Origin of the sequence: Flavisolibacter nicotianae (genome assembly GCF_003628535.1) — a bacterium.
Lineage (GTDB): Bacteria > Bacteroidota > Bacteroidia > Chitinophagales > Chitinophagaceae > Flavisolibacter > Flavisolibacter nicotianae.
Window position 1 is genome coordinate 287874 of the sequence record NZ_RBCI01000002.1, and the last position, 26396, is coordinate 314269.

25 protein-coding genes are annotated in these 26396 nt (G+C 50.8%); 12 read left to right on the plus strand and 13 right to left on the minus strand.

The annotated features are described in order from the left end of the window. Nucleotides 1–16 precede the first annotated feature (16 nt). Entirely contained in the window at nucleotides 17–1477 is a 1461-nt protein-coding gene (locus D6024_RS06255) for a M28 family peptidase (protein ID WP_121353739.1), read from the plus strand. Between the two features lie 228 nt (nucleotides 1478–1705). Beyond that, a complete protein-coding gene (locus D6024_RS06260; protein WP_162944588.1) occupies nucleotides 1706–2224 on the plus strand; it encodes a Uma2 family endonuclease in 519 nt (172 codons plus the stop codon). Between the two features lie 98 nt (nucleotides 2225–2322). On the opposite strand, the gene D6024_RS06265 is transcribed toward D6024_RS06260, so the two are convergent. Next, the gene (locus D6024_RS06265) at nucleotides 2323–3297 is read right to left on the minus strand and encodes a deoxyhypusine synthase family protein (RefSeq protein WP_121353741.1); all 975 of its coding nucleotides are present in this window, start codon (nucleotides 3295–3297) and stop codon (nucleotides 2323–2325) included. A 178-nt stretch (nucleotides 3298–3475) separates the two neighbouring features. Further along, nucleotides 3476–3916, minus strand: a complete 441-nt coding sequence (locus D6024_RS06270; RefSeq protein ID WP_121353742.1) for a hypothetical protein — start codon at nucleotides 3914–3916, stop codon at nucleotides 3476–3478. Nucleotides 3917–4078: 162 nt separating this feature from the next. On the opposite strand from D6024_RS06270, the gene D6024_RS06275 reads away from it, so the two are divergent. The 7 genes from D6024_RS06275 to D6024_RS26570 all read left to right on the plus strand — a co-directional run bounded on the left by D6024_RS06275 (nucleotide 4079) and on the right by D6024_RS26570 (nucleotide 7944). Beyond that, complete coding sequence (locus D6024_RS06275) at nucleotides 4079–4696, plus strand: acyl carrier protein phosphodiesterase (protein ID WP_240409972.1); 618 nt, start codon at nucleotides 4079–4081, stop codon at nucleotides 4694–4696. Between the two features lie 50 nt (nucleotides 4697–4746). Beyond that, entirely contained in the window at nucleotides 4747–5349 is a 603-nt protein-coding gene (locus tag D6024_RS06280; RefSeq protein ID WP_121353744.1) for a DUF2911 domain-containing protein, read from the plus strand. Nucleotides 5350–5516: 167 nt separating this feature from the next. Then, nucleotides 5517–6104 (plus strand): glutathione peroxidase, encoded by a 588-nt coding sequence (locus D6024_RS06285; protein WP_121353745.1) that lies wholly within the window; start codon nucleotides 5517–5519, stop codon nucleotides 6102–6104. A 38-nt stretch (nucleotides 6105–6142) separates the two neighbouring features. After that, nucleotides 6143–6376: a CBU_0592 family membrane protein gene (locus D6024_RS06290; RefSeq protein ID WP_121353746.1), complete on the plus strand. Its 234-nt coding sequence runs from the start codon at nucleotides 6143–6145 to the stop codon at nucleotides 6374–6376. Then, nucleotides 6373–7017 (plus strand): alpha/beta fold hydrolase, encoded by a 645-nt coding sequence (locus D6024_RS06295; protein WP_162944589.1) that lies wholly within the window; start codon nucleotides 6373–6375, stop codon nucleotides 7015–7017. The genes D6024_RS06290 and D6024_RS06295 overlap by 4 nt, the downstream gene beginning before the upstream one ends. Before the next feature lie 56 nt (nucleotides 7018–7073). After that, nucleotides 7074–7730 carry a phosphatidylserine decarboxylase family protein gene (locus tag D6024_RS06300; protein WP_121353748.1) on the plus strand — a complete coding sequence of 219 codons (657 nt, stop codon included), beginning with the start codon at nucleotides 7074–7076 and terminating at the stop codon, nucleotides 7728–7730. Nucleotides 7731–7776: 46 nt separating this feature from the next. After that, entirely contained in the window at nucleotides 7777–7944 is a 168-nt protein-coding gene (locus D6024_RS26570; RefSeq protein WP_162944590.1) for a hypothetical protein, read from the plus strand. Between the two features lie 131 nt (nucleotides 7945–8075). Here the strand turns inward: D6024_RS26570 and D6024_RS06305 are convergent, their stop codons facing one another. Then, nucleotides 8076–8771 (minus strand): YjjG family noncanonical pyrimidine nucleotidase, encoded by a 696-nt coding sequence (locus tag D6024_RS06305; protein WP_121353749.1) that lies wholly within the window; start codon nucleotides 8769–8771, stop codon nucleotides 8076–8078. Between the two features lie 99 nt (nucleotides 8772–8870). Between D6024_RS06305 and D6024_RS06310 the strand changes: the two genes are divergently transcribed. Next, nucleotides 8871–9572 (plus strand): SDR family NAD(P)-dependent oxidoreductase, encoded by a 702-nt coding sequence (locus D6024_RS06310; protein ID WP_121353750.1) that lies wholly within the window; start codon nucleotides 8871–8873, stop codon nucleotides 9570–9572. Between the two features lie 388 nt (nucleotides 9573–9960). Here D6024_RS06310 and D6024_RS06315 read toward each other — a convergent pair whose 3' ends face one another. From D6024_RS06315 to D6024_RS06325, 3 genes are all read right to left on the minus strand, one after another. After that, nucleotides 9961–11088 carry a formimidoylglutamase gene (locus D6024_RS06315; protein ID WP_121353751.1) on the minus strand — a complete coding sequence of 376 codons (1128 nt, stop codon included), beginning with the start codon at nucleotides 11086–11088 and terminating at the stop codon, nucleotides 9961–9963. A 102-nt stretch (nucleotides 11089–11190) separates the two neighbouring features. After that, nucleotides 11191–12576 carry an alpha-amylase family glycosyl hydrolase gene (locus D6024_RS06320; protein WP_121353752.1) on the minus strand — a complete coding sequence of 462 codons (1386 nt, stop codon included), beginning with the start codon at nucleotides 12574–12576 and terminating at the stop codon, nucleotides 11191–11193. Nucleotides 12577–12696: 120 nt separating this feature from the next. Then, nucleotides 12697–14256 (minus strand): bifunctional metallophosphatase/5'-nucleotidase, encoded by a 1560-nt coding sequence (locus tag D6024_RS06325; protein ID WP_121353753.1) that lies wholly within the window; start codon nucleotides 14254–14256, stop codon nucleotides 12697–12699. A gap of 132 nt (nucleotides 14257–14388) precedes the next feature. Between D6024_RS06325 and ypfJ the strand changes: the two genes are divergently transcribed. Next, nucleotides 14389–15240 carry a KPN_02809 family neutral zinc metallopeptidase gene (ypfJ, locus tag D6024_RS06330; RefSeq protein WP_121353754.1) on the plus strand — a complete coding sequence of 284 codons (852 nt, stop codon included), beginning with the start codon at nucleotides 14389–14391 and terminating at the stop codon, nucleotides 15238–15240. Between the two features lie 391 nt (nucleotides 15241–15631). Here ypfJ and D6024_RS06335 read toward each other — a convergent pair whose 3' ends face one another. Next, nucleotides 15632–17497 carry a 2-oxoacid:acceptor oxidoreductase subunit alpha gene (locus tag D6024_RS06335; RefSeq protein WP_121353755.1) on the minus strand — a complete coding sequence of 622 codons (1866 nt, stop codon included), beginning with the start codon at nucleotides 17495–17497 and terminating at the stop codon, nucleotides 15632–15634. 291 nt (nucleotides 17498–17788) lie between these two features. Here D6024_RS06335 and D6024_RS06340 point away from each other — a divergent pair, with 291 nt between their 5' ends. Continuing rightward, nucleotides 17789–18061: a hypothetical protein gene (locus D6024_RS06340; protein ID WP_121353756.1), complete on the plus strand. Its 273-nt coding sequence runs from the start codon at nucleotides 17789–17791 to the stop codon at nucleotides 18059–18061. Between the two features lie 34 nt (nucleotides 18062–18095). Here D6024_RS06340 and D6024_RS06345 read toward each other — a convergent pair whose 3' ends face one another. The 6 genes from D6024_RS06345 to D6024_RS06370 form a co-directional block, all read right to left on the minus strand. Beyond that, entirely contained in the window at nucleotides 18096–20192 is a 2097-nt protein-coding gene (locus D6024_RS06345) for an SBBP repeat-containing protein (protein ID WP_121353757.1), read from the minus strand. A 228-nt stretch (nucleotides 20193–20420) separates the two neighbouring features. After that, nucleotides 20421–22694: an adenylate/guanylate cyclase domain-containing protein gene (locus D6024_RS06350; RefSeq protein ID WP_121353758.1), complete on the minus strand. Its 2274-nt coding sequence runs from the start codon at nucleotides 22692–22694 to the stop codon at nucleotides 20421–20423. Nucleotides 22695–22866: 172 nt separating this feature from the next. Then, on the minus strand, nucleotides 22867–23574 hold the full coding sequence (locus D6024_RS06355) for a response regulator transcription factor (protein WP_121353759.1): 708 nt from the start codon (nucleotides 23572–23574) through the stop codon (nucleotides 22867–22869). Next, complete coding sequence (locus tag D6024_RS06360; protein ID WP_121353760.1) at nucleotides 23571–24551, minus strand: sensor histidine kinase; 981 nt, start codon at nucleotides 24549–24551, stop codon at nucleotides 23571–23573. The genes D6024_RS06355 and D6024_RS06360 overlap by 4 nt, the downstream gene beginning before the upstream one ends. A 1-nt stretch (nucleotide 24552) precedes the next feature. After that, nucleotides 24553–25080, minus strand: coding sequence for a gliding motility lipoprotein GldH (locus D6024_RS06365; RefSeq protein ID WP_121353761.1), 528 nt, complete (start codon nucleotides 25078–25080; stop codon nucleotides 24553–24555). A 62-nt stretch (nucleotides 25081–25142) separates the two neighbouring features. Next, complete coding sequence (locus D6024_RS06370; RefSeq protein WP_121353762.1) at nucleotides 25143–26018, minus strand: YicC/YloC family endoribonuclease; 876 nt, start codon at nucleotides 26016–26018, stop codon at nucleotides 25143–25145. Nucleotides 26019–26396: the final 378 nt, after the last annotated feature.

Genomic DNA, 26396 nt, shown 5'->3' on the forward strand with positions numbered 1-26396 from the left:
ACTTCAAATTCGCCGCATGAAACAACTAGCGATCCTGCTGCTCCTCGGCAGCACTACACAGGTCTTTGCGCAAAAGGTGGCCAAGCCCGATGCGTTTGCAAAGACCATCACGGCCGCCGATGCCAAAAAGCATCTTTACACGCTGGCCTCTCCCGATATGGAAGGCCGCGAAACCGGTACTGCAGGCCAGCGCAAGGCTGCCGCCTACATCGAGAATTATTTTCAGCAACTGGGTCTCCAGCCCGGGAGCAGCACCGGCTACCAGCAGCCTTACACCCTTTACCAAGATACGCTGCTGGGGGCTACGGTGGAAGTGAACGGCAAAGCCTTCGAACTGGACAAGGACTTCGCACCCGGCTTTAACAACATCCAGGCGACCCTGAAACTGGGCGAAGTGGTGGTGATGGGTGCCGGTGCCGCCGACTCGCTGAAAGGTGCCGACCTTGCCGGCAGAGTGGTGATGGTGATTGGCAATGCCAACATGCCCTTCTTTTTACAACTGGCCAAAAAAGGCCCTGCTGCCATTCTCTCCGTTAGTCCCAACTTTCCATCCAGCCGTCCCACCAGCCGCAAGGGACGTGCAGGCATCCATGGCTTCCGCAACGCCATTGCGCCGCAGCAGTATGTCATTTCCGAAAATGTAGCCAAAGCCATTGCCGGCCCCGTATACGACGCGGTGAAAGCAGCCGGTAATTCGGTGCAACTGGCGAAAGCAGAAGTGTTGCTGGAAACAAAGAAAGCCCCGATCAATGGCACGGCCAGCAATGTAGTGGCCATGCTGCCCGGCACCGACCTGAAAGACGAGTACGTGGTGATCAGCGCACACTACGACCACGTGGGTATCGTAAATGGCAAGCTGCATCCCGGCGCCGACGACGATGGCTCGGGTACGGTAGGCGTGCTGGAAATTGCAGAAGCATTTGCCAAGGCCAAAAAAGAAGGCAAAGGGCCACGGCGCTCGATTGTGTTCCTGGCCAACAGCGGCGAAGAAAAAGGGCTGCTCGGATCGGAATACTACAGCGATCATCCGCTGTTCCCGCTTGATAAAACAACCGTTGACCTGAACATCGACATGATCGGCCGCAGCGACCCGGATCGTGCCAAAGGCGACTCTACCAACTATGTTTACGTGGTAGGCGACGACAAGGTGAGCTCAGACCTGAAACCGATCAGCGAAGGGCAGAACAAGAAATACCTGAACATGGAGCTCGACTACAAATACAACGATCCCAACGACAAGGAGCGCATTTACTACCGCAGCGACCATTACAATTTTGCCCGCTACGGTGTGCCCATCATTTTTTATTACGATGGCATGCTTCGCCCCGATTATCACAAACCAACCGATACGCCGGACAAGATCAACTACGACCTGTTGCGGAAAAGAGCGCAACTGGTTTTCTATACCGCCTGGGAAATGGCCAACCGGAACGCGATGTTGAAACGCGACCTGCCGCTGCCAACCGCCGGACGCTAAAAACAAAAAGCGACTTCACTCTGAAGTCGCTTTTTTGTTGAAGACATGGCACGAAACCGTGGCGTGGATAATGAATAATGAATTGTAAGAGTTGCATGTCGTTTCTTTCAATTAGACAGCGGTACTCTGAATCGCTTTAGCTGCATGAAACTCCGTTTCATGGCAAGTGAAAGGTTCCTTTTTCTTTTATTCTTACCTTCGAATGAGATGTCAAATGCAGTCAAAATATTGCCACACTACACATACGATGATTACGTGCAATGGGAGGGAAAGTGGGAGCTCATTGACGGTATTCCGCATGCCATGAGCCCTGCGCCGACGCCGAGGCACCAGGTGATTGCCGTGAATCTTTCGGCAGAATTTCGCGTCGCACTGAAACGATGCAAGTATTGCAAGGTTTCGCAGCCGGTTGACTACAAGGTGGCAGAGGACACGATTCTGCAGCCTGATATGTTGATTATTTGCGGGGACACTTCCAAGGCTTACCTCGACTTTCCACCTGCTTTGGTAGCAGAAATCTTATCGCCTTCTACAGCGTTAAAAGACAGGCACGGAAAATTTGCCCTTTATGAGCAGCAAAAAGTACCTTATTACATCATCATCTCTCCTGATTCAAACGAAGCAGAGGTGTATGTGCTGGAAGAGAGCAGTTATGTCTTAAAACAAAAAGGAAACGCTTTCACCTACTCCTTCTCGCTCGAGAAGGATTGTTCTGCAACGATTGATTTTTCCGAGATCTGGAAATAGGAGCGGAGACCTGAAACGATAAACGTGAAACAGGAGTGCATTCTAAGGTAAAATGTCTCCAGTTTCACGTCTCACATTTGTCGTTTTGCTTTCCTTGCCTACCAGCCGAGGATATAGGCAAACACGAGCGGCGCAACAATCGTGGCGTCGCTTTCGATGATGTATTTCGGTGTGTGGATATCAAGCTTGCCCCAGGTGATTTTTTCATTGGGGTGCGCCCCGGAATACGAACCGTACGAGGTGGTGGAATCGGAGATCTGGCAGAAATAACTCCAGAACGGGATTTCGTGCATCTCGAGGTCCTGGTACATCATCGGTACAACGCAAATGGGGAAGTCGCCGGCAATGCCGCCGCCCACCTGGAAGAAGCCAATGCCCTTGCCGCTGCTGTTGTCTTTGTAATAGTTGGCCAGCCACACCATGTATTCAATCCCGCTTTTCATCGTGCTGGCGTTGATCTCGCCTTTGTACACATACGACGCAAAGATGTTTCCCATCGTGCTGTCTTCCCATCCGCCGACAACGATCGGCAGGTTTTTCTCGGCCGCTGCAATCATCCAACTGTCTTTCGGGTCGATCTGGTAATCGTCTTTCATCACGCCGCTCAGGAGCAGTTTGTACATAAACTCGTGGGGGAAGTACCGTTCGCCTTTCTCGTCGGCCTCTTTCCAGATCTTGTGGATGTGGCGCTGAATCCGGCGGAAGGCTTCTTCTTCCGGGATGCAGGTATCGGTGACGCGGTTTAGCCCTCTTTCCAGCAAATCCCATTCTTGCTGCGGTGTCAAATCGCGCCAGTGGGGGATGCGTTCGTAATGGTTGTGGGCCACCAGGTTCATGATGTCTTCTTCGAGGTTGGCACCCGTGCACGAGATGATGTGTATTTTATCCTGGCGGATCATTTCGGCCAGGGAAATGCCCAGTTCGGCCGTGCTCATGGCACCGGCCAGCGTAACCATCATCTTGCCGCCTTCGGTCAGGTGCAGTTCGTATCCTTTTGCCGCATCCACCAGGGCCGCCGCGTTGAAATGGCGGTAGTGATGGGTGATAAATTGCGAAACGGGTCCTTTGTTCATTGCCTTTCCATTTTAGGCGGCAAATGTAGGCCAAAAAAAAATCCCGCCTTTGTGTAGACACACGCTGCGGGACAGTTTACACACCAAAACTAACGAGTTGATCCGTGAGGCAGAATTCGGCTAAACGCCAAAGACTTTTTTGTTTCGTGTTTGACGTTTCTCGTTTGCCATTTCTTGCCTAGGACTTGCGAACTTTTTTATACGTCATCCAGGAATTGCCGATCGATTTCAAGGTGATTTTTGTATCACCGTTTTCCACGGTGGCAAAATAGGATGTGCCGTTTTCGTCCGACATTTCAAACAGGTCGGAGATCCAGTAGCTGTCGTAAGATTTTTTCAGGTTGGCCTGCAAGGTAACGGGCAACTGTACGGGTGAAATGTTCTTGGTAGCGGCTACCAGGTTGGCGTTGACATCGTAGTAAGCAGTTACGTACTGGCCGCTCATGGTGAAGTCGGCTTTGTAGTACGTGCCGCAATCTTTCCACTGCACATCGGCAGCGTGTTTGAAGGATGCATTGAACGAGTTGACCACGGCAGCAGACAATTTAATGTCCTGCGCATTGGTGTCGATGGAACCGGTCGATAAAAGAGCGGTTAAGGCGATCAGAAGAAGTTTCATAACAATGGTTTTACTGGTTTATGAATGTTGTTTTTGTCGTCGGTTGTTCTATCAATGTGACGAAACAAAAGTAGATTGGGTTACATCCGTCGGCAAGCGAATTGTGACGACCGGAACGTCCTGTTAAGCCTCTTAACAATGGTTGCAAAATTGTTAAGTCGTATGAATTGTACTTTTATCGGGATGAACTACCTCGCCCATGCGTATCTGTCGTTCAACAGGCCTTCCGTGCTTGTTGGAAATATGATCGCCGACTTTGTAAAAGGGCGGCAGAAATTAGGATATACGGCAGCGGTCCAGCAGGGAATCGAGTTGCACAGGGCCATCGACAACCTTACCGATACGCATGCTGCCACTGCAAAAGCAAAAGAGATTTTCCGCCCTCACTATCGTTTGTACAGTGGGCCCATCGTCGATATCGTTTACGACCATTACCTCGCCACCGACGAAACGGTTTTTTCCGACCCGTCTTTGCTGGCATTTACAACTGGTGTTTATCAAACACTGGAAGACGAAGCCGTGCACCTGCCGCTTCGTTTTTTGCCGGTGCTTACCTACATGAAGCAGGAGAACTGGTTGTATCATTACCGTACACCCGATGGCATCCGCAAGAGCCTGCGCGGACTGGTGCGGCGGGCCAGCTTCATCCGCGACAGTGAAACGGCCTTTGCGCTTTTTCTTGCCCACTACGCAGAATTGAAGCAGTGCTACGAAGCCCTTTTTCCCGATGTTAAACAAATGGCAAAACAGGCACTGGACAGACTTTCTCCCGAATTTTAAGGTTGATAAACGTGGCCGATAGTTAGCTTTGTCGCCTAAAATCCACTCGAATGAATAAAATCCTATTCTGTTGCCTTTTGCTGCTTGCGCAAGTGGGTTTTGCGCAAACATCCGTGAACACAACGACAACTGGTCAAACGTCTCCTGCGTTTAAATTGCCGGTGCTCGACAAGTCGCCCATGGACATGAGTTACTATCCCGCCAATTATCCCGTGCTGCGCATCCAGGACAAAGCAAATGAGCCATTGGTGGCCCGGGTGATTTACAGCCGTCCGCAAAAAGAAGGAAGAACCATTTTTGGTGGCCTGGTCGAATACGGGCAGGTGTGGCGACTGGGTGCCAACGAAGCAACAGAACTGGAGCTGTACCGCGATGTAAAGGTGAAGGATAAGAAATTGCCGAAAGGCCGTTACACCTTGTATGCGATACCGACGGAGACCCAGTGGACCATCATCTTCAACAAAGACACGGACATCTGGGGCGCTTTCAAGTACGACCAGAAAAAAGACGTGCTGCGGGTGGATGTGCCGGTGCAAAAAAGTCCAACGGTGGTTGAACCATTTACTCTTTCGTTTAACAAATCGACCAACGGCGCGGATATGATCATGGCCTGGGATGAAGCCATGGTGACAGTGCCGTTCTCGTTTAAATAAATTGTTTTTTAAAGTGCAGCGTCCTGCCAGGCGGCGGGACGTTTTATTTTCTGACGGATGGCACCGGTAAATACAGATGGCTGTGTTCTGTGTACATCCGGGCATCTGAGAAAGTCCATTGCTTTAATCTGGTCCTAATTTCGCAGGTGACAGGTAAATCATAAACGATGACGATCAGGCAAACGATTTTGAAATGGCTTTATCCGCTGTTGATGTGGGGACGAAAAAAAAGCACGGGAGATAAACTGTTGCACAATGAAAACAAAACAGCAGCGCCGGTTTCCTTTTATTCGCTCTCTGCAGTGCTCAACAACGGCCGGCCGCTTTCCTTCGAATCCTTGAAGGGGAAAAAAGTGCTGCTGGTCAACACGGCCAGCGACTGCGGCTATACTGCCCAATATGCAGACCTGCAACAATTGTATGCGCTGGCCAAAAACAATCTTGCGATCATCGCATTCCCCGCGAATGATTTTAAAGCACAGGAAACAGGAAGCGATGCGGAAATTGCCCGCTTTTGTTCCGTCAATTATGGCGTGGAATTTCCCCTCGCCCAAAAAGCCGTTGTGGTGAAAAACAATGCGCAGCACCCCGTTTATCGATGGCTCACCACTCCTTCGCTGAACGGCTGGAACAGCCAGGCGCCAACCTGGAATTTTTCCAAATACCTGATCAACGAAGAAGGCCTGCTGACGCATTTTTTCGATCCGGCTGTTTCTCCTTTGGACCCGGTTGTGCGAAACGCTATCCGCGGATAAACTGGCACCGCATTCAATAGAACAAACAAAACAAATACATGAGCACAAGCGATTGGATTGGCACAGTTGGCGTATTCCTGATTCTGGTTGCCTATTTCTGTAGTACATTTCGGTGGATGTCGTCGCAGAGCCGCGTCTTTTTTGCCCTGAACACCATTGGGGCGGCCATGACCTGCTTTGCCTCGTACCTGATTCAATACTGGCCGTTTTTTGTGCTCGAAGGCACCTGGACAATTGTATCGTTTATCGGATGGATCAAGGCAAAAGAATGAATGTGTATTTTATCAGCGGATTGGGCGCCGACAGGCAGGCGTTTGAAAAAATCAGGCTTCCGGAGCGCTACCGTATTCATCACCTGGACTGGATCAAAAACGAAAAGAACGAAAGCCTGGAAAGCTACGCCAGGCGATTGGCAGCACATGTCGATACCAGCCGTCCGTTTGCCCTGGTAGGCCTGTCGATGGGCGGAATGATTGCCACCGCCATGACGCAATATATCCGTCCCGCAAAAACGATCCTGATCTCCAGCCTGGGGTCGCCGGCCGAATTTCCCCCGCTGCTGAAGTTTGCCCGCCTGACCCACATCCACCGGATCATCCCGGCTTTCCTGTTCAACCATCCCAATGTGTTTGCCCATTTTTTCTTTGGGGCCAAAAGCAAAAACGAAAAGCGCATCATGGACTACATCATCACCCGCTCCGATGCCCGGTTTGTGAAATGGAGTATCGGCGCCATTCTCAACTGGAACGGCAAGGCAAGGCCACACCATCTTTATCATATCCACGGCGAAAAAGACAAGATCCTGCCCATCCATTATACACGGCCCACTGCCGTGGTGAAAAACGGTTCGCACTTCATGGTGTGGACAAAAGCTGCGGAAGTTTCCCGCCTGCTGGCCGCGGCCCTTGCCTGAAGCGGCGCAAGCCGTTCGTGCCTCGCTAATCTTTCCTACTTTTGCTGACTGTTATTATGAAAATTCACAAAGAAGGTTTCGGATCCATTTTGGTTGCCGCTGTTGTTGCCGCCCTCGTCATTGTACCGACGGTGCTGTTCGTCTTGCCATCTTACCCCGTTCTCGGCTGGCTGACAATTGCCGTGATCATTGCATTGTTCCTGTTTATCATTTCATTTTTCCGCATTCCTGCCCGCTCCCATGCAAGCGGCGACGACCTGATCGTTGCCCCCTGCGATGGAACCGTGGTGGTGATTGAAGAAGTGGATGCTGATGAATATTTCACCGACCGCCGCCTGCAGCTTTCCATTTTTATGAGCCCGCTGAATGTGCACGTGAACCGCAACCCGGTGAGCGGCGATGTGATGTACAGTCAATACCACAAGGGAAAATACCTGGTTGCCTGGCATCCCAAATCATCTACCGAGAATGAGCGCCACTCGGTGGTGTACAAGCAGGACGGAAAGGAAATGCTGGTGAAGCAGATCGCCGGTGCGCTGGCCAAACGCATTGTCAATTACCTGAAGCCCGGCGACAAAGTAGAGATGGGCGAGGAGATGGGCTTTATCAAGTTTGGCTCCCGTGTGGACCTCCTGTTGCCGCTTGGTACAAAGATCGACGTGAAGATCAACCAGAAGGTGAAAGGCGGTGTAACGGTGCTGGGAAAATGGTAAGCAGAGCGGATTAAATTTCCTACCTTACTTATTCAAATAACGGGTTATGAAAAAATACTTACTCGTTTTTATTGCGCTTTTCCTCACAGCCGCCGTGGTGACTGCCACGGTGCTGAACAGCAGCAAAAAAGTCAATGCCAAAAAAGAGGCCCGGAAAGAATGCACGTACAAACGTTCGCATTGTTCGCGGTCGCTGTCGGTAGCCTGCTATTGACATGAAGTCCCGCTGCCGGCGGGACTTTTTGTTTTACAGCAAAATGGTATTCGGCAGATAAAGCAGGTGCGCAAGCACCTTTTTAATTTTTTGCCTGTGCACAAAATCCCATCTTTTTTTGCCGGAATATTTTACAGCAAATCTTTCAGTTCATTCAAATGGTAAATGGTGTAGGTGGGCTGAATGTCCTGCGCCACGCGGTTGTAGTTGACATGCACGGCATCCATGCCCACGGTAAAGGCGCCTGCAATATCCACATCCAGGGTGTCGCCGATCATCAGGCTTTCTTCCACGGCGGCGCCGGTCAGGTTCAACGCGTACTCGAAAATTTCTTTTTGGGGTTTGAGGCTGTTGCTTCCTTCCGATGTGACAACCACTTTAAAAAAAGGCGCAAGGCCGGAGCTTTGCAGCTTGGCATGCTGGGTTTCTTCAAAGCCATTGGTGATGAGGTGCAGACGGTAGCCTTTTTCTTCCAGGTAGCGCAGCACCTCGATGGTGTCGGGAAAAAGTATGGTGCGGGTGGGCAGCAGTTGCAAAAACAGTTCATTCATCTGCTGTGCCAGCTCTTCATCGTCGATATTGAAATCGAGCAGGGATAGCCACATGCGCTTGAGGCGCAGCTCGTCCTGCCGGATGTTGCCCGTGCGGTATGCGGCCCATAACCGGTCGTTGTGTGCCAGGTAATTTCGATAGAAGAGATCAAAATCGTGAATGCCTTTCTCCGGCAGGTGCAGGTCAACGTGCAGTTGTTGCAACGTCATGCGGGCATTGGCGTCAAAATCCCAAAGTGTATGATCGAGGTCGAAAAACAGGTGTTTGTATCTCAAAATAAAAATTCAAAAGTCAAAAGTAATAAGTCATCCTGGTTAAGATGCTTTTTGAATTTTTACTTTTGCCTTTTTCAAACAAACTAAACCCTTGCCAATATGAATGCCGTCATTACCGGTGCGTCCCGCGGAATTGGAAAAGCCCTGGCCCAAATCTTTGCCCTGCATGGCTACAATTTGTTTCTCTGTTCCAAAACCGAAAGCCATTTGCTGGCAACCATCGAAGAACTCAAGGCGGCTTTCCCTGCTGTTTCCATTGATGGCAAGGCGCTCGACCTGGGACAAAAAACCGGCGCCAAGCTATTTGGTGAATGGGTGCTGAACAATACCGATTCGGTTGATGTGCTCATCAACAACACCGGTACGTTTATCCAGGGCAATGTCTCCGACGAGCCCGACGGCGCCCTGGAGGAAATGCTGGGCGTCAATCTTTTTAGTGCCTACCATACCACACGGGCCATCCTCCCAAAAATGAAGGCGCAAAAAAGCGGGCATATTTTTACGATCTGTTCCATTGCCAGCCTCGCGGCCTATCCCGGCGGCGGCGCCTACGGCATCAGCAAATATGCCTTGCTTGGCTTTACCCGCAACTTGCGGGCAGAACTGAAAGAGCACGGCATTAAAGTAACGGCCGTCATTCCCGGTGCCGTGTACACCGACAGTTGGAAAGGCAGTGGTGTGGCCGAAAGCCGGATCATGGAAACGGAGGATATTACAAAAATGATCTTTGCCGCCACGCAACTTTCGCCCCAGGCGGTCGTGGAAGATATTGTGCTTCGTCCGCAACTGGGAGACCTGTAGTGTCAAGGGGGAATCAGCTACAGGCAATGGAGCGGGGCTGGATTGCTTAGAACTTATTTCAAATTGAAACGTTGTCAGGAATGGATGGCGCCCCTGACCAGCAATGTTCAGAACGGACAAGTGTGCGACGCAACGGAAGTCAAATAGATATTCTGTTGCTGGTAACAAAAAAATATGTCGCTCCTGCGGAGCTAAGTTGTCTCTTCTATGAACTTTTTCTATTAACACGATGCCCCTCCGGGGCAAGAGGGAAAAGCCGTTGGCAGGAACGCCCAACGGCAGCAAAAGCCTCCATCAAAATGACTGATGGAGGCTTCGTTGTATCGTGCAAAGGCAAGGATCTGTGTTTGGCGCTCCCTCTCCTTGAGGAGAGGGCCGGGGTGAGGTGTCACGGCCTTTCCTGGGCCCGCAGCCAGCGTTCGGGAAGCTCGTTGTTGCCGGCGGCCAGGTAGTCCTTGTACGAGCAGGCAATGAACTGCTTGTCGGGCAACTGCATCCACCAGCGGCCGGTTTTTTTACTTTGCAAAAACACGGTATCCACTTCCGAGAGGGCCAGGTGAAACTCGTTGAACAAATCCCTTTCCTCCAGCTTGGCTTCCCGCTTGTTGCGGCTAAAGCCGTCGAGAAAATACCAGAGCATCTGGCTGATTTGTTTGGCCGTCAGGTGCTCCACGTCCTGCTCCGGACGATAGCCGTAAAGGCCAATGCTGGTGAGGTTGGGACTCATGCCGGCGTATTGCATCAACACACAGGCCTCCTCGCCGTTCAGGCCATTGGGGGTAACATGGTTGGCGGGTGCAAACGACCGGGCAATGGCCGAAATGTCGAACGACATGATGCTGCAGTTACGGATCACCGGCTCCATTTCTTCGATGTGTTCTTTTACCGTGCCCACCCGGAAACAATCAAAGCGCAGCTTGTCCATGGTTTCCAACATGCGGGGATGCACATAGTAGCTTTGAAAGCCGATGTGGTTGTAGTGCTGCATGAAGTTGGGCTCGGCCGTCAGCAGCTCCATCAAAAAATTCTCGGCACGGAAGGGTGACTCCAGGTTGATGTCGATCAGGGCATCCACGCCAACGGCATCGATGGCTTTTTTGTCTTCGGCAAAGGCATGGTACTGTGCCAGCGTAAGGTCGTGTGAACCGCCCAGCACGATCACCGTTTTATTCGCCTGCTGCAGTTCGTGGATCACCATCTTCAGCGCCGCGTACGTATCGGTGTTGGCTTTTCCTGTTTTCACATCGCCGATGTCGGCCAGGCGAACATCCTGGTGCCAGTAAAAAAGATTGTAAAACTCGCTGCGAATGGAAAGCGGCGCCCCACTCGGGTGCAGCAGGGCCGCACCCCGCTGGTCGGTACAACCCACCAGCACAACGTCCACATCATCCAGGTCCGGGAACTCTTCATCGTACACTTTAATGGCCTTGCCCACCTGGCCCTCTTTGTAACCCGCATCGCCACTGATCTCGGAGCGGTTCACAGGATTTAGAAAATCTAAAATTGAATCGTACATGCTCTGCTTTTTGGTCAAACGTCAGATATCAGACGTGAAACATTGGAAGCCGCGAAGGTAAAGTGAACTCCTTTTCACATTTTATATTTCACGTTTGCCGTTTCACTTGTTCACATACACGGCATAGCCCCAGGGCTCGATGCCAAAACCTTTGTCGACCGGTTCCTTATCGCCTTTGAACACGTTGTTCCATTCTTTCTCGGAGGGCTGGTCTGTCCAGGTAAAGTTTTGCGGATTCCGGGACAGGTTGAGCACCACCAGCACTTTGTTGCCCCCCTTTTCCCGCTCAAACGCGTAGACCGCTTTGTCGTTGCTGGTGTGCAGTTTTTTGAACGAGGCGTCAACGGCCAGGGCCGGGTTTTGCTTTCGCAGGTTGAGCAGGGTTTTGTAAAAGCCGGCCCTTCCCAGTTTGCTGAAAGTGATGGTGTCCTTATAAAAAAAGCTCACGCTGTCGAGAAAGGGTTCTTCCTGTCCGCTGTACACCAGGGGAACGGTGTGCGCCATGGTTTGCGAAAACACGGCAAAGGGTGCATGCGAGGCGCCGGGCATGGTGGCGTAGTCGGCCTTGTTCCAGCTATTCTCATCGTGGTTGCTGGTAAAGTACATGGGAATGGCATTGGCCGGGTAGGCCGTGTCGTATTTGGCTTTGATGGTGTCCAGTGACAGGGCCGTTTTTTTACCGGCTGCTACATCCACCATGGTGTGAAAAGCCTCCCAGGGATAAAAGGCATCGAAGCCGTTTTGCAGCAGGTAAGGCTTGTCGCCTTCGGCGAGGAAGAACAGATTGGCCTTGGCGTTTTTTAACTGCGACGTGCACTTCTTCCAAAAATCTCCCGGAACGTTCCAGGCCACGTCGCAGCGAAACCCGTCCACATCCGATTCGGTGATCCAGTATTTCATCGCAGCGATCATGCTATCCTGCATCACAGGGTTTTTGTAATCCAGCTGGCGTACGTCGTCCCAGTCGAAGGCCACCGCCGGCTTGCCCGCGCTGTCTTTCACAAAAAAATCGGGATGTGCCGTCAGCCAGCGATGATCGGCGCCGGTGTGGTTGGGCACCCAGTCGATGATGACCTTGAAGCCCATGTCGTGTGCTTTTTTGACAAGGGCTTTCCAGTCGTCCATAGTACCGAATTCCGGGTTGATTGCGTCATAGTCGGACACGGCATAGTAGCTGCCCAGTGCTCCTTTGCGGGCTGTTTTGGAAATGGGATTGAGGGGCATGAACCACAGGGTTTGCACACCCATATCTTTCAGGCGTTGCAGCGAGGGTTCAAAGGCCCTGAACGTTCCTTCGGGGGTATACTGCCGAACATTGACCTCGTAAATATTTCCCTGTGCAATCCAGGCCGGGTGACCGTCCACACGGGCTGCCGAATCGCCGCCTTGCCCGGCCGAGTCGATGCCCGCTGTATGAGTGTTGGAGCTGTTGGTGCAGGAAGCCAAAAAAACGGCAGTGAAAGCCAGGACGAAAAGCACATGTCGCATAACGTGGAGTTTGCGCTAAAATAGGCAAAAGCACTTTGCCCGAGCCTTGGCACCTGGCTGCTTGACCAACCGATCCTAAAAAAGCCGGTCTTTCAACCGGCCCTTTTCGAAAACAGTTTTTCAGGGATTCAAAAACCGGCTGCTGTTCTTTTGCAGGTATTGCACCAGGGCGAGGCGAACATCGGTGCGGGGATCGGTTTTGCCCGAAGCGGCCGGGTATACTTTCACCACGTCCGGGTTTTTGGGCTGGAGAAAATCCATATTGGCCTCCTTGCCGGAGAGCAAAAATTCGGGCATAGCCACATGGTAAATTTTCCCGGCATCAATGGCTTTGCCGTTGAGCAGCCAGGCGTTGGTGTTTTGATCGAACTGCAGGTTTTCGTTGTAGTGCAAAAAGCCGCCGATGCCTTTGTTGGCCCGCCCCGCTTCCAGCAGGCGAATCACCAGGCTGCCTTTCAGGTCGGCTTCGCTGATGGCACCGCCAAAAGGCAGGCTGCGCAAAATATCGTACTGCGAAACGGGCAGTTGCACCACGTCGTCCACCCGAATGGAGCCGCCGTTGAGGACAACAACATCCGCCTGCGGTACAGCCTCTTTCATGGCAGCGACAATAAGACGCGTTAAGTTGGTTGAATGACTGCGCACTTCCGTTTCTCTTCCTTCCAGCGGTTCGCCTTTGCTGATCACAACGGCTTTGGCATCGAATCCCAGCGAGCTGTAATTTTCTTCGGCAATGCGGTTCCACTTCTGCACCACGTCGTTGGTGGCGCTGTCGAGCGGCATTGTTTCGTTGAGTGCCACCAGGCTTGTTTTGACGTTGTGCTTTTTCTTTTTGGTATTGACCTGCAGGGTCACTACGTAGGCATTCTTGGCATTGGCCAGCGCCTTGGTGATGGGCAGCTTGCCGATCCGGGCAAAGCGGCCGTCGTGTTCGTGTCCACCGATGATGGCGGCAAGGCCCGGTAGCTCTCTTGCCAGCCGTTCGTCTTCTTCCATCGACTGGTGGGTGATGGCTACCACGGCATCAACGGAATCTTTCAGGCGGTTGTACGCTTCTTTTGCTGCCTGCAGGGGATCGGTATAACTTACATAGTCGGCTTTGTTAAATGGAAGGGTAACCGCCAGGAGGCCGATCCTTGCCTTTGTACCGTCGGCATCGGTTAACTGCAGGATGCGGGTGGTGGGAAAGGCACCGGTGCCGTTTTTCACAAAAGGAGCAGTGCCATTGCCGGTCTTATGAAATGAATTGGTAGAGATCCATTGAAAGCGGGATTCGTTGATCCGGTCCTGCAGTTCGGCTTCCCTGATGTCGAATTCGTGGTTGCCAAACATGGCGATGTCAAGTCCTGCCGTGTTCAGCGCATCCACCATCTGCCGGCCGCGAACGGCCTTGCCCTGGTATTGCAGGCTGTTGTACACAGAGGGACTCAGGAAGTCACCGGCGATCACGAGGAAGGTGTTGCTGTTTTGTTGCCTGTATTGTTTTTTCAGCGTGGCCACACGGGCAATACCGCCCTCACGGCCACCGCTCAACGGTGCAATTTCATACACATCATTGATCTGCAGAAAGGTCATCGTGAGTTTGTGGTCGTCTTTTCCTTTGCCGTTGGGTTGGGTTGTTTTACAGGCGGAAAGCGTGAACAGGAGCACTACTGTAAAAAGAGTAGAGAAGGATTTCATTGTTGGGAAAGTTGAAACGCAAAGTAAAGTCTATTTCCTGTTGTGAACGGAAGCGTCGCGTTGCCGCATTCACTATTTCCCTTTCGTGGTACGGCACATTTTTTTTACCTGACTTGATATAAAACTTATTCTATGCGTTTGCAAGGCGAACAGGAAAGCGGGAACGTAGAAGATCGCCGCGGGATCGGCGGTGGCGGAATTGCTGTAGGCGGGGGCATTATCGGCGTGATTGTCTTGTTGTTTAATTTATTTACCGGCGGTAATGTCGATCCATCGCAACTGCCGATCAATACCGGCCAACAGACACGGCAATTGTCACCGGAAGAAAAGGCCGAACAGGACAAGCTGGCGAGCTTCTCAAAAAAGGTATTGCACACGACGGAGACCGTTTGGCAGAAAGTATTGCCGGAGCAAGCCAATATCAATTACCAGGATCCTACGCTGGTGCTTTTTACCGATGCGGTGCAATCGGCCTGCGGCAATGCCAGCAGCGCAACCGGGCCGTTTTACTGTCCCGGCGATGCCAAGCTTTATGTTGACCTGTCTTTTTTTGATGAACTGAGCAACCGTTTTGGTGCGTCGGGTGATTTTGCCATGGCCTATGTGATTGCGCATGAAGTGGGACACCATATCCAAAACCTTCTTGGCACTTCGGAGAAGATGGCACAGTTACGGCAGCAGGTGTCGGAAGGTGAGTACAACAAGTATTCCGTGAAACTGGAACTGCAGGCCGACTACTACGCCGGTGTGTGGGCTCACTATATACAGGGCCAGGGTTTGCTCGAAGCCGGTGATATTGAAGAAGCGCTAACGGCCGCCAACGCCATTGGTGACGACCGCCTGCAAAAGCAGGCAAGAGGTTATGTGGTGCCGGAGTCGTTTACCCACGGCACATCGGCGCAGCGGATGTACTGGCTTAAAAAAGGCTACCAGTCCGGCGACCTGCGGCAGGGCGACACGTTCAATGATCCAAGCCTGAAGTAACGGCCAACACACAAAGCCTGCTTTAGCAAGGTGTATTTTCATAGAGAAGGATGCCATCCCTCGAAGGGATGGCATCCTTCTTTGTTCCGTTACGTTCTGAACGTTGAACGGAGCCCTTCCTTCGTCAGGATAAACTGTGCAACGGAAGCCTCATGGCTATTGTGTCGCTGATACCATAAAATGTGGCGCTCCTTCGCAGCTTTGTAATCTCTACACTTTTTTTCTATTTACACATTGCCCCGCCGGGGCAAAAGGAAAAAGCCGTTTTCAAGGGCGCCAACGGCAGCAAAAGCCTCCACCTTAAAGTATAATGGAGGCTTTGAAGTATTGTGCAAAAGCAAGGGTCTGTGCGATGGAAAGCCCCTCCCTGGAGGGGTTTGGGGAGGCCGTTTTAAGATAGCGATGCCGTGAGGTGCAAATGCTTTTTGATTTCTTCTGTCAGTTCTGTTTTTGTGATGGGTACACCCATGATCTTATTATAGGCTTTGGCATCCACCAGGTACTGGTCGCGGATGATCTTCACCAGTTGCCCGTTGTTGATCTCGGGAATCAGCACGGTTTTGTAGCGCCTCAGCATATCGCCCAGGTTGCGGGGGAAGGGCCGCACATAGCGCAGGTGCGCATGGGCCACGCTGTGGCCTTGCTGCAGCAATTCTTCCACGGCTGTTTTGATCACGCCATAGGTGGAGCCCCATCCCAGCACCAGCACATCGCCTTCTTCGGGGCCGTTGTCCAGTGTTTGTTCGGGAATGTTGTAAGCGATCTTGTCTACTTTCTCCTGGCGAATCTTTACCATCAGCTGGTGGTTCTCCGGGTCGTAGCTTACGTTGCCCGTAATATTTTCTTTTTCCAGTCCGCCGATGCGGTGCTCCAGTCCGGCCGTGCCGGGCAGGGCCCAGGGGCGAACGCCATTTTCGTTGCGCTGGTAGGGCTGGAATTTGGCTTCGTTGTGTCCCAGTTCCGTTTTGAATTCCACATGGATCGGCGGCAGGTTTTCCGAGCTGGGATACTGCCAGGGCTCGGCCCCGTTGGCAATGTAGCCATCGCTCAAAAAGATCACCGGTGTCATGTGCTCTACCGAGATGCGCACCGCTTCGTACACGGCCTCAAAGCAATCGCTGGGCGTGGAGGCGGCCACCACGGGCATCGGGCTTTCGCCGTTCCGTCCGTAGTATGCCTGCAGAAGGTCGCTTTGTTCCGTTTTTGTCGGCAGACCCGTTGACGGGCCACCGCGCTGCACATCCACGATCAGCAGCGGAATCTCCAGCATCATGGCCAGTCCCATGGCTTCGCTTTTCAGCGCCATACCCGGCCCGGACGTCGTGGTCACACCCAGGAGGCCGCCATAGCTGGCGCCGATGGCCGAGGTGATGGCCGCAATCTCGTCTTCGGCCTGGAAGGTCTTGACCCCAAAATTTTTGTGCTTGCTCAGTTCATGCAAAATGTCGGAAGCCGGCGTGATGGGATAAGTGCCCAGGAAAAGCTGCAAGCCACTTTTTACCGACGCGGCGATCAACCCATAGGCCAATGCCTGGTTGCCCATGATGCTGCGGTAGGAGCCGGCTTTGATCTTTGCTTTTTCAACCTTGTATTGCGTGGTGAACGTTTCGGTGGTATCGCCGTAATTGTAACCGGCCCGCAGCACCTTCAGGTTGCTTTCGAGAATCTCCGGTTTTTTACCGAATTTTTCCTGCAGGAATTTTTCGGTGTTGGCCATGTCGCGGTCGTACATCCAGTACAAAAAGCCCAGGACGAACATGTTTTTTGCCCGGTCTTTTTCCTTGGTGCCCATCTGGAAATCCTTCAGGGCTTCACGGGTCATTTTGGTCACGTCCATTTTAATGACCTCGTAATTGTCCAGCGAATTGTCCTCGATCGGGTTGACGCCGTCGGGGTAATTGGCAAGGCGCAGGTTCTTGGTGTCGAAGCCATCGGTGTTGACGATGATCTTTCCGCCTTTTTTCAGGTTTTTCAGGTTGGTTTTCAGTGCCGCGGCGTTCATGGCCACCAGCACATCCCAATGGTCGCCGGGAGTATGAATGCTCTCACTGGAAAAACGAAGCTGGTAGCCGCTCACCCCGGGCAGTGTGCCCTGCGGCGCCCTGATCTCGGCGGGGAAATCGGGAAAGGTGGAAAGGTCGGCACCCAAAAGCGCCGTGTTGTTGGTGAATTGTGTACCGGTGAGCTGCATGCCATCACCACTGTCACCGGCGAATTTTATTACGACGTCCTGGAGGACTTCCTGTTTGCGATTCATCGGGCAAAAATAGTTTAGTTTGAAGTTAGGGATTTGTCATTTATCGTTAAGGTTTTTAACTTCCTTTGTCGATGGCCTGTATTCCTCTGTTTGCGTATGGGAAAAGTGGCCGGTGGAATGAACGGGGGACTTGCAGACTCTAAAACCACCGGTTTGAAAAAAGTCATTTTGGTCCTGATTTGTCTTTTTGCTTTTTCTGCAGCATAAAGCCAGGGTTCAGATACTACCCGTTTTCCTTCCAGGGAGCAATTGTTAAATAAAAGCTGGGCACAAAAGAGCGTGGGGTGGTTTATGGTTGGAACGGGAATTCCTGTGGCACTCGCCTGTCTTTACTTTCTTACGTTTCCTGATGATGCTCTTTCGGAAAAAGGCCTGGTGGGTGCGATATTGGCAGGGAGCACCGGTTATACGATCGTCAGGATTAATCTCATCAACAAAGGGGCACGAAACAAAGCCAAAGCTGCTACCTTGAGCCTGGACCTTCAAAATATGTCGTTTCCTTCCTTTTCCGGAAATAAGGCCCGTCTGCAGCCAGTGCTCTCCTTCCATTTCAAACTGGCATAACACGGCGTTGTTTGCCGCCCTTGCCTTTGCCGGGTTAGCGCTTCTGAAAAGGCAAACTTTCTGTTTTTCCATTGCAACGCAATTCCAGCAAATAGGTGCCGTTGGGCAAGGCGTGCACGTCGATTGCAAAAGCGGTGTTGTCTTTGACTACTTCATTTTGCTGTCTCACGATCCTTCCGGCTGCATCAACGATTCGTAGGGTAGCCGTTCCGTTCCCTGTAAAAGACTGGATGTACAACTGCCCTGTTGTGGGATTGGGAAAGAGTTGCAATGCTTTTGTTGTTTCACTTCTTTTTACTGCAACGGTACGACTGTAGGTGAAGGCCCCGTCGTTATCGTTCATTTTCAGTCGGTAAAAGCTGGTGCCGGTAAGCGGGTTGGCATCGGTGAACGAATACGATTTCGGCCCTGTACTGTTGCCGGCCGCAGGCACGGAGTCAATGTTTGTAAAATTGATGCCGTTGGTGCCTCGTTCAATGATAAATGCCTGCGTGTTTAGTTCGTTTGCCGTTTGCCAGACAAGGTAATTTGCAGCGCTTTGTTGCGTAACAGAAAATTGCAGTAGCGTAAGAGGTAAAGGCCCAGAAGAAGCTTCGTTGAACTTGGAGATAAACACAGCAGCATTGCCGGTACCCGCTGTGAGAATAAAGGTGGCTGGACCGGGATCTAAATCTGCTGCGACAGCAAATTCCCCGGTTGCATAAATATTACCAAACGCATCCAATATTAGGGCTGTTCCAAAGTCTGACGAGGTACCACCCATATTTTTAGCCCAGCGGAAATTTCCCGCAGAATCAAGTTTGGAAACGAAAATATCATAATGACCACTAACACCATTCGGAGTTTCAAATGCCGTAAGCAAGTAGGTGCCTGGGCCAGGATCAAAGTCTTCTGTGTCAACAAAACTTCCTGTCAAGTAAATATTTGCCGATTGATCCAGGGTGATTGACCGGCCGTTTTCATAGCTAAAACCACCGGTGGCTTTAGCCCATACAAGGTGCCCATTGTTGTCCAACTTTAAAACAAACATGGCACTGTTTCCCATTGTCGTCAAATAAACATGACTGCCAAACGGGTCGAAGTCAACCGTGCCTTGAAACCGTCCGGTCACAAACGCATTTCCAGCTTGATCAACGGCCAGCGAACATCCAAATTCATCCGAGGCACCGCCAAATCCTCTTGCCCATACAAGGCTGCCAGCGCTATTCAACTTGAAAACGAAAATGTCACTCGTAGGGCTAACCCCGGCCATTGAACCATAAGCGACAAGCCCAAAATCGGTTGTTCCATTAAAGCCCCCCGTTGTATAGCTGTTGCCAGCAGAATCGACGGCAATCGAATAGCTCATATCATACGAGCGGCCGCCAGTGCGAATTGCCCAGACGAAATTGCCTGCCGTATCAAGTTTGGAAACAAAAACATCCGGGCCGCCGCGAGACTGCAGGTAGGACGTGCCCTGGTTGGGATTAAAATCAACGCTTTCTGTAAAGTGACCCGTTGTATAAATGTACCCTGATCCATCCAATGCAATGGCAGCACCGCCATCGTCGAGGGGGCCGCCTATTTTTTTTGCCCAAACAAAATTTCCTGCGGAGTCCAGCTTCAGAATAAAAATGTCACCCGAGCCGGCAGAAATAAGATTGTAGCTATCTGCTCCCGGATTAAAGTCAACGGTATCGGCAAATTTTCCCGTGAGGTAGGCGTTTCCTAAAGGATCGACAGCTAAATCAAAGGCAAAGTCGCCATTGTGTGCATTTTGCATATAATCAGAAGTCGTGTCCTTGCCACCAATCTGTTTGGCCCATAGGAGGTTGCCGGAAGAATCCAGTTTGGCGATGAACGCATCGGCAAATCCGGCAGCGGTAAGAGTGAACGTTCGGGGGCCGGGATCCACGTCCATCGTACCGGAGAAATAACCGCTTACGTAGACGTTTCCAAATGAGTCGGCACCGATGGATTTGCTAAATTCCTGGCCTGTTGCATTCAATTGCTTTGCCCAGTGGAAATTGGGTTGTGGATAACATACGGTCGTGCCAAGCACCAGGATGGTGAGAATGAACAGGCGTGTTAGCGGAAGGGCTGCAGAATGCGATTGGGGAACATCCTGTTGAACGGTTCGATGATTTTTCATATTTCATGTTTAGATATGAGAAAATCCATTTCATTCAGGTGCCGGCAGAGGCTTTGGCATCAGAGAATTTGCCTGTTAAAACAACGAAAAGAGAAATGGATAAACGATGAGTACCGTCAAGCGAATCGGTGACAGTGGTTACAGGGACTGTTTTTCCAAAAAGGATGAAGCGGAATGATCGTGGGCAGGAATGAGGGCGCCGTTTGGCGTGTACGGGTTGCAAAAAGCTTACAACTCACCTTTCTGCTCCAAACGCTGTATTCGTTCGCGGACCTTTGCTTTCTCTGCCTGTACGTTGGCAACGATATCCTGGAATTCTTTGTCGTGCCAGAGGTTTTCGAAGAGTGGGTCTCGCAAAATGTAGTAAGGCGCTCCCCAGCCCCAAACAGAGTTATTGGAAGACGGCTCTTTTAATATTTCGTAAGCAGCCTTTTTGTTTCCCAGGAAAGCATACACACCCGCTAGGTCATACTCTTTAATTGGATGTCCTTTTGCTTTTTCATCTTCTTTGTACTTGTTGAGTGAACTATTCATCCATTTCGCTGCCTCTTCTTTTCTGCCCACTTTCCATAAGGCCACCGCATAGCGATGCGCATTGGGATGGTTGGAGAACGATCCGAAGACCTTTTCGTAAAGAGTAACGGCTTTGGTACAGTCATTCTTCAAATAGCAGTACGCCTCTCCTGCAAAGTAAAGTGCATTGCTGCTGCTGTCCTGCTTCAGGTACTCATAGGCATATTTGATGACTTCTTCACCGGTCCCCACCCGCATCAGTATTCTTGCCATGTCTAGAAATCCGCGGGCTTTTGCAACGGCATTCACATCCTGGTCAATGGCTTTTTGGGCATAATGTTTTGCCTTTTCAAAGTCGAGAATATTCTGATAAACAAATGATAAAAGGCCATAAACTTCTGGTGTCGTAATGGATTGAGGATCTAAGCGGAGCGCTTTTTTTAGGTAATGCAATGATTTCTCAACTGTATTATCTGAGTGGACGTAATATTCCGCTAAATGAAGGTTGGCTTCAAAATGATTGGGATTAAGGGTAATTGCCTTTTCCAAATAGCTCAACTGCCGGTCTTTCTTTCCTGTAAAGTCATAATATTCGCTGAGCAAAACCATGGGATCAACTGCATTATTGTCTATTGTCAGCGCCTTTTCACACGGAGCAGCAACCGAGTCGGGAAGCTGCTGTTTATTTATTTTTTTCTTCAAACTATTTATATAGACTTTTTCCCAGTAAGCTTTTGCTTTTAACGTGTAAGCTTCGGCAAGGTTCGAATCAATGGCAAGCGCCTGCCTGCACAACGACTGGATTTTGTTGTAGTCTGACTCAAGCTGCGGTAACGTATAGGCATATTTTACAAAATTGGTCTGTGCCTCGTAATAAAGATCCAGCGCTCTTTGGTTGGTAGAAGGCACACGAGCCAAGCGACCTTCCACCTCAGGCGCAATCTTTACCTTCAGCGCACTGGCGATTTCGCTGGCGATGTTTTCCTGCAAGCTGAATACATCGTCCAACTCGCTGGTAAAGCTGTCTGCCCAGATTTGCTGGTCGGCCTTTGCATCAATCAATTCGGTGGTGATCTTCACCTTGTTGCCAACACGCTGCACGCTGCCTGCCAGGATGTACGATACACCCAGTTCATCAGCGATGTTGCCGGTTGTCTTTTTACTGTCCCGGTATTGCTCCACCGACTGACGGGAGATGACATGAAAAGACCTGACCTGCGAGAGGTTGTTCAGCACCGCTTCCATCATGCCGTTGCAGAAGAACTCGTTTTCGCCTTTTTGCAAACTCTCGTTGTGGAAAGGCAAAATGGCAATGGCCTTTGTGGCCGTGTTGGCAGCCAGCACCGAAGGCGCGAATTTTTTGAAGAAGAAAAACGAAGCGGTACCGATCACTAATACAAGTCCCAGCCAGCGAAGCGCAGATGGAATCCGTTTTGTGCTGTTTGGTGCACGACCCTTACCCTGCAATGTTTCGTTTTGCGGAACGCTGATTCCTTCATTGCTAACGGCATAAATCGCCACCGGTTCTTTTACGTTCTTTAGCAAGAAACGTCCCAGGCAAACCGCTTGGATGTCTTTATGATTTTTGATGTCGTCGTACACTTTTGCCGAAAGAAAAATGCCGCCCGGAACAGCAAAGGACTCGATCCGCGAAGCAATGTTCACACCATCGCCATAGACGTCCGATTCATCCACCATTACGTCGCCGGCATGAATGCCAATGCGCAGCGGCACGCTGGGTTCTTCTCGCATCTGCTGCTGTACGGCCACCGCCGCTCTTGCCGCTTCGATGGAACTGGAAAAGATACAGAGAGCTCCATCACCCATCATCTTCTGGATGCGGCCACCGTGTGCTGCGGTTTCCTGTTGCAGGATGTGTTCAAACTTGTTGCGGATTTGCAGGGCCTGTTCCTCGTCTTCCTGCATCAGTGTGGTATAGCCCATGATGTCGGCAAACACAATGGCTACAAGTTGGCGGCTGGAGGACATAAAGAAGGTTGTCCTTTGTAAGTTACGGTTTTTGGGTTGCAATAGCTACATGAAACGGCGATGCTATTGATGACCAATGCAGCATTATTCCACTGCTAACTTTTGGGGAAAGTTGTTGTTTGAAACGTTGTGGACAGGCGCAGGGAACCTGCTCAATATCCGGATCTATGCCTCACTCAGCGTATTTGTACCCAACCCCTCTCACCGAGTGAAAATATTTCGGCGTACGGCTGTCTTCTTCAAAATACTTGCGGAAGCTTAAGATGAAGTTGTCGATCGTTCGGGTAGTTGGATAAACATTATAGCCCCATACCGCCTGCAGGATTTTTTCTCGCGGCACCACTTCGTTTTTGTTTTCGATAAGCAGTTTCAGGAGCATGGCTTCTTTCTTGCTCAGGTCTATTTTTTCGCCACGGGCCGTTACTGCCTGTTGCGCTTTAAAGTCCACCGTGTTGCCACCAAAGCTATAGGTTTCGCCGACGGTGGACGTTTTTTGCAGGCGCTTGTTTTTCTCAATCAGCTTTTGCACACGAAGCAGCAGCTCTTCCAGGTTGAAAGGCTTGGTGAGATAATCGTCCGCGCCTTTTTTCAGTCCGGTAACCCTGTCGGCGCCGGTATCTTTAGCGCTCAGGATCAGGATGGGCACTTCGGTGTTGGTGAGGCGGATGTTTTGCGTCACGCTGAAGCCGTCCACTTCGGGTAGCATGACATCGAGGATGATCAGGTCGAAGTATTCGTTTTGCACTGCTTTCATGGCCTGCAGGCCGTCAAAAGCGGAGGTCACCTGGTAGCCCTGTAACTCAAGGTTCATCTTCAGGCTTTCGTGAAGGTTTTCTTCGTCTTCTACCAAAAGAACGGAGGGTTTGTTGGGATCGATCATAATTGAGCGTTCAATTGAACTATAAATTTACTTCCTGTCGGCTGATTGTCTTTCACAACAATCTCGCCGCCGTGGTCTTTGACGATTTTGCGACAGATGTAGAGTCCAAGCCCGGTGCCTTGCGTTTTGCGGGTTTCTTCGTTGCCGATTCGATAGAACTTTTCAAACACCGCTTTCTTTTCTTCGTCCGGAATGCCGGCCCCTTCGTCTGCCACTTCCAGTGAAATGAGGTTGCCGCTTGTTGTGAGGGAAAGCGTAATGGGCTTATCCCTGGGCGAATACTTGTTGGCGTTTTCGAGCAGGTTGCTCAGCAAAAGTTTTAGCAGCATGGCGTCGCCACGGGTATCCACGTCTTCCTGGATAAAAGTGCGCAGTTCCCTGCTCGTGTAGCGGGCTCCAAAATTTTTTACCACGTCCTTCACCAGGTCCGAAAGGTCCAGTTCTTCTTTCGAAAAGCGGTAGGCATTGCCTTCGAGCTGCGACGAGATGAGGATGTTGTTGATCAGCGTATCGAGGCGCAGGGTTTCCTGCAGGGTCATCTGCACCAGCTTTTGCTTTTTTTCTTCTTCGAGGTGATACTTCTGCAGTGTTTCGAGGTTCAGCCGCGCAACGGCAATGGGCGTTTTCAATTCGTGGGTCACGGCCATCACGAAGTTTTGCTGCTGCTGCTGCAACCTGAACTGACGCCGCACGGAACGGTACACAAAGAGGGCGCCCAAAAGGATCAGGAGAAAGAACGCACTGCCCTCACCGAGGAATTTGTAAACGCCGCGTTTTTGGCTTTGTTCAATTGCCTGTAGCTGGCTTGGATAGTCGGGCCGCGACGCATCGAGAGCAGCACGCCGCAGGTCGTGGATGATGTTATTTTGATGCAGCAGGGAAAAAGCCCACCAGGCAAGAGCGGCTACGATATAGAGCAGAAGCACCCAATAGACGATGGTGACCATCTGCAGTTTGCGTTTGCTGTCGTGCGCCATGTCAGGGTCTTTTCTTTTCGAGGCGAAGACCAACATTCATGACTTCGGGTAAAGGATCTTCCCGCATGATTTGTTCGACCATGAACGTGTATTCGCCCGGCCTGGTAAAATGAAAGCCATCGCCGCCGGGTTGGAAAAAGGAAAACCTGCCGGCTTCTTCGCCCACACGGATCCGGTGCTCGAAAATATCATCCATGCCGGTGCCCAGCCATCCTTCCTTGCTCGCCAGCGGCAGTTCCAGCGCCAGTTTCTGCAGCGTGTCATTCGGGCCCTTCGCCCAAAGATTCACCCAGATGTTGTTGTACTTATACTTGTTGTTGTGCCGCAAAAGAAGGTAGAGCTGGTACGGGACAGTAGTGTCTTTTATCTGGAAGGTAAACTGCGGTTTAAAATTGCTGCGCCACTGGTGAGCGGGAACCGGGACCACTTTTTCGTAAAGGTCAATTTGGGTGCAGGAGAGAAGTTGCAGGCTGCAAGCGACAAGCTGCAAGTGCAAAAAAGAAGAAAGCTTGTTTCTCAAATTAAACATGCCGTAAAGCTAACTCGTGATGGCTAAAAAGTTTGAACAAAGCTTGCAACGTGCTGCTTTTCCTACAGCACGTTGAGCACCTGCTCTTTTGCTTTTTCCAGCTCATCCTTCATCAGCACGACAGACTTTTGGATGGTGGAGTCGTAGGCCTTTGCGCCGGTGGTGTTGATCTCCCGGCCAATCTCCTGCAGCACAAATGATAGTTTTTTTCCTTTGCTTTCTTCCGCGTCGTTGAGGATCGACGAAAAATAGTCGCAGTGATTTTTCAGGCGCACCTGTTCTTCGCTGATATCGATTTTTTCGATGTAGTAGATGAGCTCCTGTTCCAGGCGGTTGCCGTCATAATTTTCTTTGCCCACATTTTCCTCCAGCAGCTTGACAACGCCTTCGCGGATCTTTTGTTTGCGCAGGGGTTCGAGGCGTTCCACTTCTTCCTGCTGCTTTAAAATGTTGGCGATGCGAAGTTCAAGATCGGCCTGCAGCGACTTGCCTTCTTCACGCCGGTGCTCGTTCAGGTTGTTGATGGCTTCCCGGATAACGTCGGAAAGTTTTTGCCATTCTTCATCCGTCAGCGTATCGCTGTTGGGCGTAATGACTTCCGGAAGTTTGATGAGTGTGCTTAAGATCGTTGAAACATCAAGTCCCAACTCTTCTGATAAATGACGCAAGGGCTCGTAGTAGGCCTTCGCCAGGTTGGTGTTGATGCTTACCGGTTTGGCATTGCCCGTTTCCTTGAGGCTGATGGTGCAATCCACTGTTCCCCTGCCAAGGCCTTCCGACAGAAGCTTGCGGATGTCGAACTCGAAAGGTTTTAAAAATGCAGGCAGCTTCAACTGGAGATCAAACTGTTTTCCGTTGAGCGATTTGATGTCCACCAAAAACGTTTTATCACCTACGCTTTGCTCCGCTCGTCCGAAGCCCGTCATTGATTTAAGCATGTACAGATTCTTTAGGTAGAAGTAAATTTATTTCTTTTCAACCAATCCTCGCCGGTATAAATAGGGCAAACAAAAAGCCCCGCTTTTGGCGAGGCTTAATATGTAGATGGGTTAGTAAGTACAGGAAATCAAATTTCCTATCACAATATTAAAAAGATTTTTTACTAACGAAAAAAAAATCGCACAATTTTTATTCACATTTTTTTGTGCCGTTGTTAATTCATCACTGCCCGATCGTTTCGCGTAAGCATGTTTTGGAAACCTTGTTGGCGTGGTGAACAGACGTTGTTATTTCAAACGCAGGCGGCGTAGGTGCTTTCAGCGCTTTCAAAAAATGGAAAGCTGTCGCGGACAATCTGCATAGCGGCATGCACGAAG

Excerpts from the sequence above, each read along its gene's own strand:
- D6024_RS06345 (WP_121353757.1), bottom strand. The coding sequence starts at position 20,192 with ATGAAAAATCATCGAACCGTTCAACAGGATGTTCCCCAATCGCATTCT.
- D6024_RS06265 (WP_121353741.1), bottom strand. The coding sequence starts at position 3,297 with ATGAACAAAGGACCCGTTTCGCAATTTATCACCCATCACTACCGCCAT.
- D6024_RS06270 (WP_121353742.1), bottom strand. The coding sequence starts at position 3,916 with ATGAAACTTCTTCTGATCGCCTTAACCGCTCTTTTATCGACCGGTTCC.
- D6024_RS06370 (WP_121353762.1), bottom strand. The coding sequence starts at position 26,018 with ATGCTTAAATCAATGACGGGCTTCGGACGAGCGGAGCAAAGCGTAGGT.
- D6024_RS06320 (WP_121353752.1), bottom strand. The coding sequence starts at position 12,576 with ATGCGACATGTGCTTTTCGTCCTGGCTTTCACTGCCGTTTTTTTGGCT.
- D6024_RS06335 (WP_121353755.1), bottom strand. The coding sequence starts at position 17,497 with ATGAATCGCAAACAGGAAGTCCTCCAGGACGTCGTAATAAAATTCGCC.
- D6024_RS06355 (WP_121353759.1), bottom strand. The coding sequence starts at position 23,574 with ATGATCGATCCCAACAAACCCTCCGTTCTTTTGGTAGAAGACGAAGAA.
- ypfJ (WP_121353754.1), top strand. The coding sequence starts at position 14,389 with ATGCGTTTGCAAGGCGAACAGGAAAGCGGGAACGTAGAAGATCGCCGC.
- D6024_RS06350 (WP_121353758.1), bottom strand. The coding sequence starts at position 22,694 with ATGTCCTCCAGCCGCCAACTTGTAGCCATTGTGTTTGCCGACATCATG.
- D6024_RS06300 (WP_121353748.1), top strand. The coding sequence starts at position 7,074 with ATGAAAATTCACAAAGAAGGTTTCGGATCCATTTTGGTTGCCGCTGTT.
- D6024_RS06325 (WP_121353753.1), bottom strand. The coding sequence starts at position 14,256 with ATGAAATCCTTCTCTACTCTTTTTACAGTAGTGCTCCTGTTCACGCTT.
- D6024_RS06290 (WP_121353746.1), top strand. The coding sequence starts at position 6,143 with ATGAGCACAAGCGATTGGATTGGCACAGTTGGCGTATTCCTGATTCTG.
- D6024_RS26570 (WP_162944590.1), top strand. The coding sequence starts at position 7,777 with ATGAAAAAATACTTACTCGTTTTTATTGCGCTTTTCCTCACAGCCGCC.
- D6024_RS06285 (WP_121353745.1), top strand. The coding sequence starts at position 5,517 with ATGACGATCAGGCAAACGATTTTGAAATGGCTTTATCCGCTGTTGATG.
- D6024_RS06280 (WP_121353744.1), top strand. The coding sequence starts at position 4,747 with ATGAATAAAATCCTATTCTGTTGCCTTTTGCTGCTTGCGCAAGTGGGT.
- D6024_RS06360 (WP_121353760.1), bottom strand. The coding sequence starts at position 24,551 with ATGGCGCACGACAGCAAACGCAAACTGCAGATGGTCACCATCGTCTAT.
- D6024_RS06310 (WP_121353750.1), top strand. The coding sequence starts at position 8,871 with ATGAATGCCGTCATTACCGGTGCGTCCCGCGGAATTGGAAAAGCCCTG.
- D6024_RS06365 (WP_121353761.1), bottom strand. The coding sequence starts at position 25,080 with ATGTTTAATTTGAGAAACAAGCTTTCTTCTTTTTTGCACTTGCAGCTT.
- D6024_RS06340 (WP_121353756.1), top strand. The coding sequence starts at position 17,789 with ATGGTTGGAACGGGAATTCCTGTGGCACTCGCCTGTCTTTACTTTCTT.
- D6024_RS06255 (WP_121353739.1), top strand. The coding sequence starts at position 17 with ATGAAACAACTAGCGATCCTGCTGCTCCTCGGCAGCACTACACAGGTC.
- D6024_RS06295 (WP_162944589.1), top strand. The coding sequence starts at position 6,373 with ATGAATGTGTATTTTATCAGCGGATTGGGCGCCGACAGGCAGGCGTTT.
- D6024_RS06275 (WP_240409972.1), top strand. The coding sequence starts at position 4,079 with ATGAATTGTACTTTTATCGGGATGAACTACCTCGCCCATGCGTATCTG.
- D6024_RS06315 (WP_121353751.1), bottom strand. The coding sequence starts at position 11,088 with ATGTACGATTCAATTTTAGATTTTCTAAATCCTGTGAACCGCTCCGAG.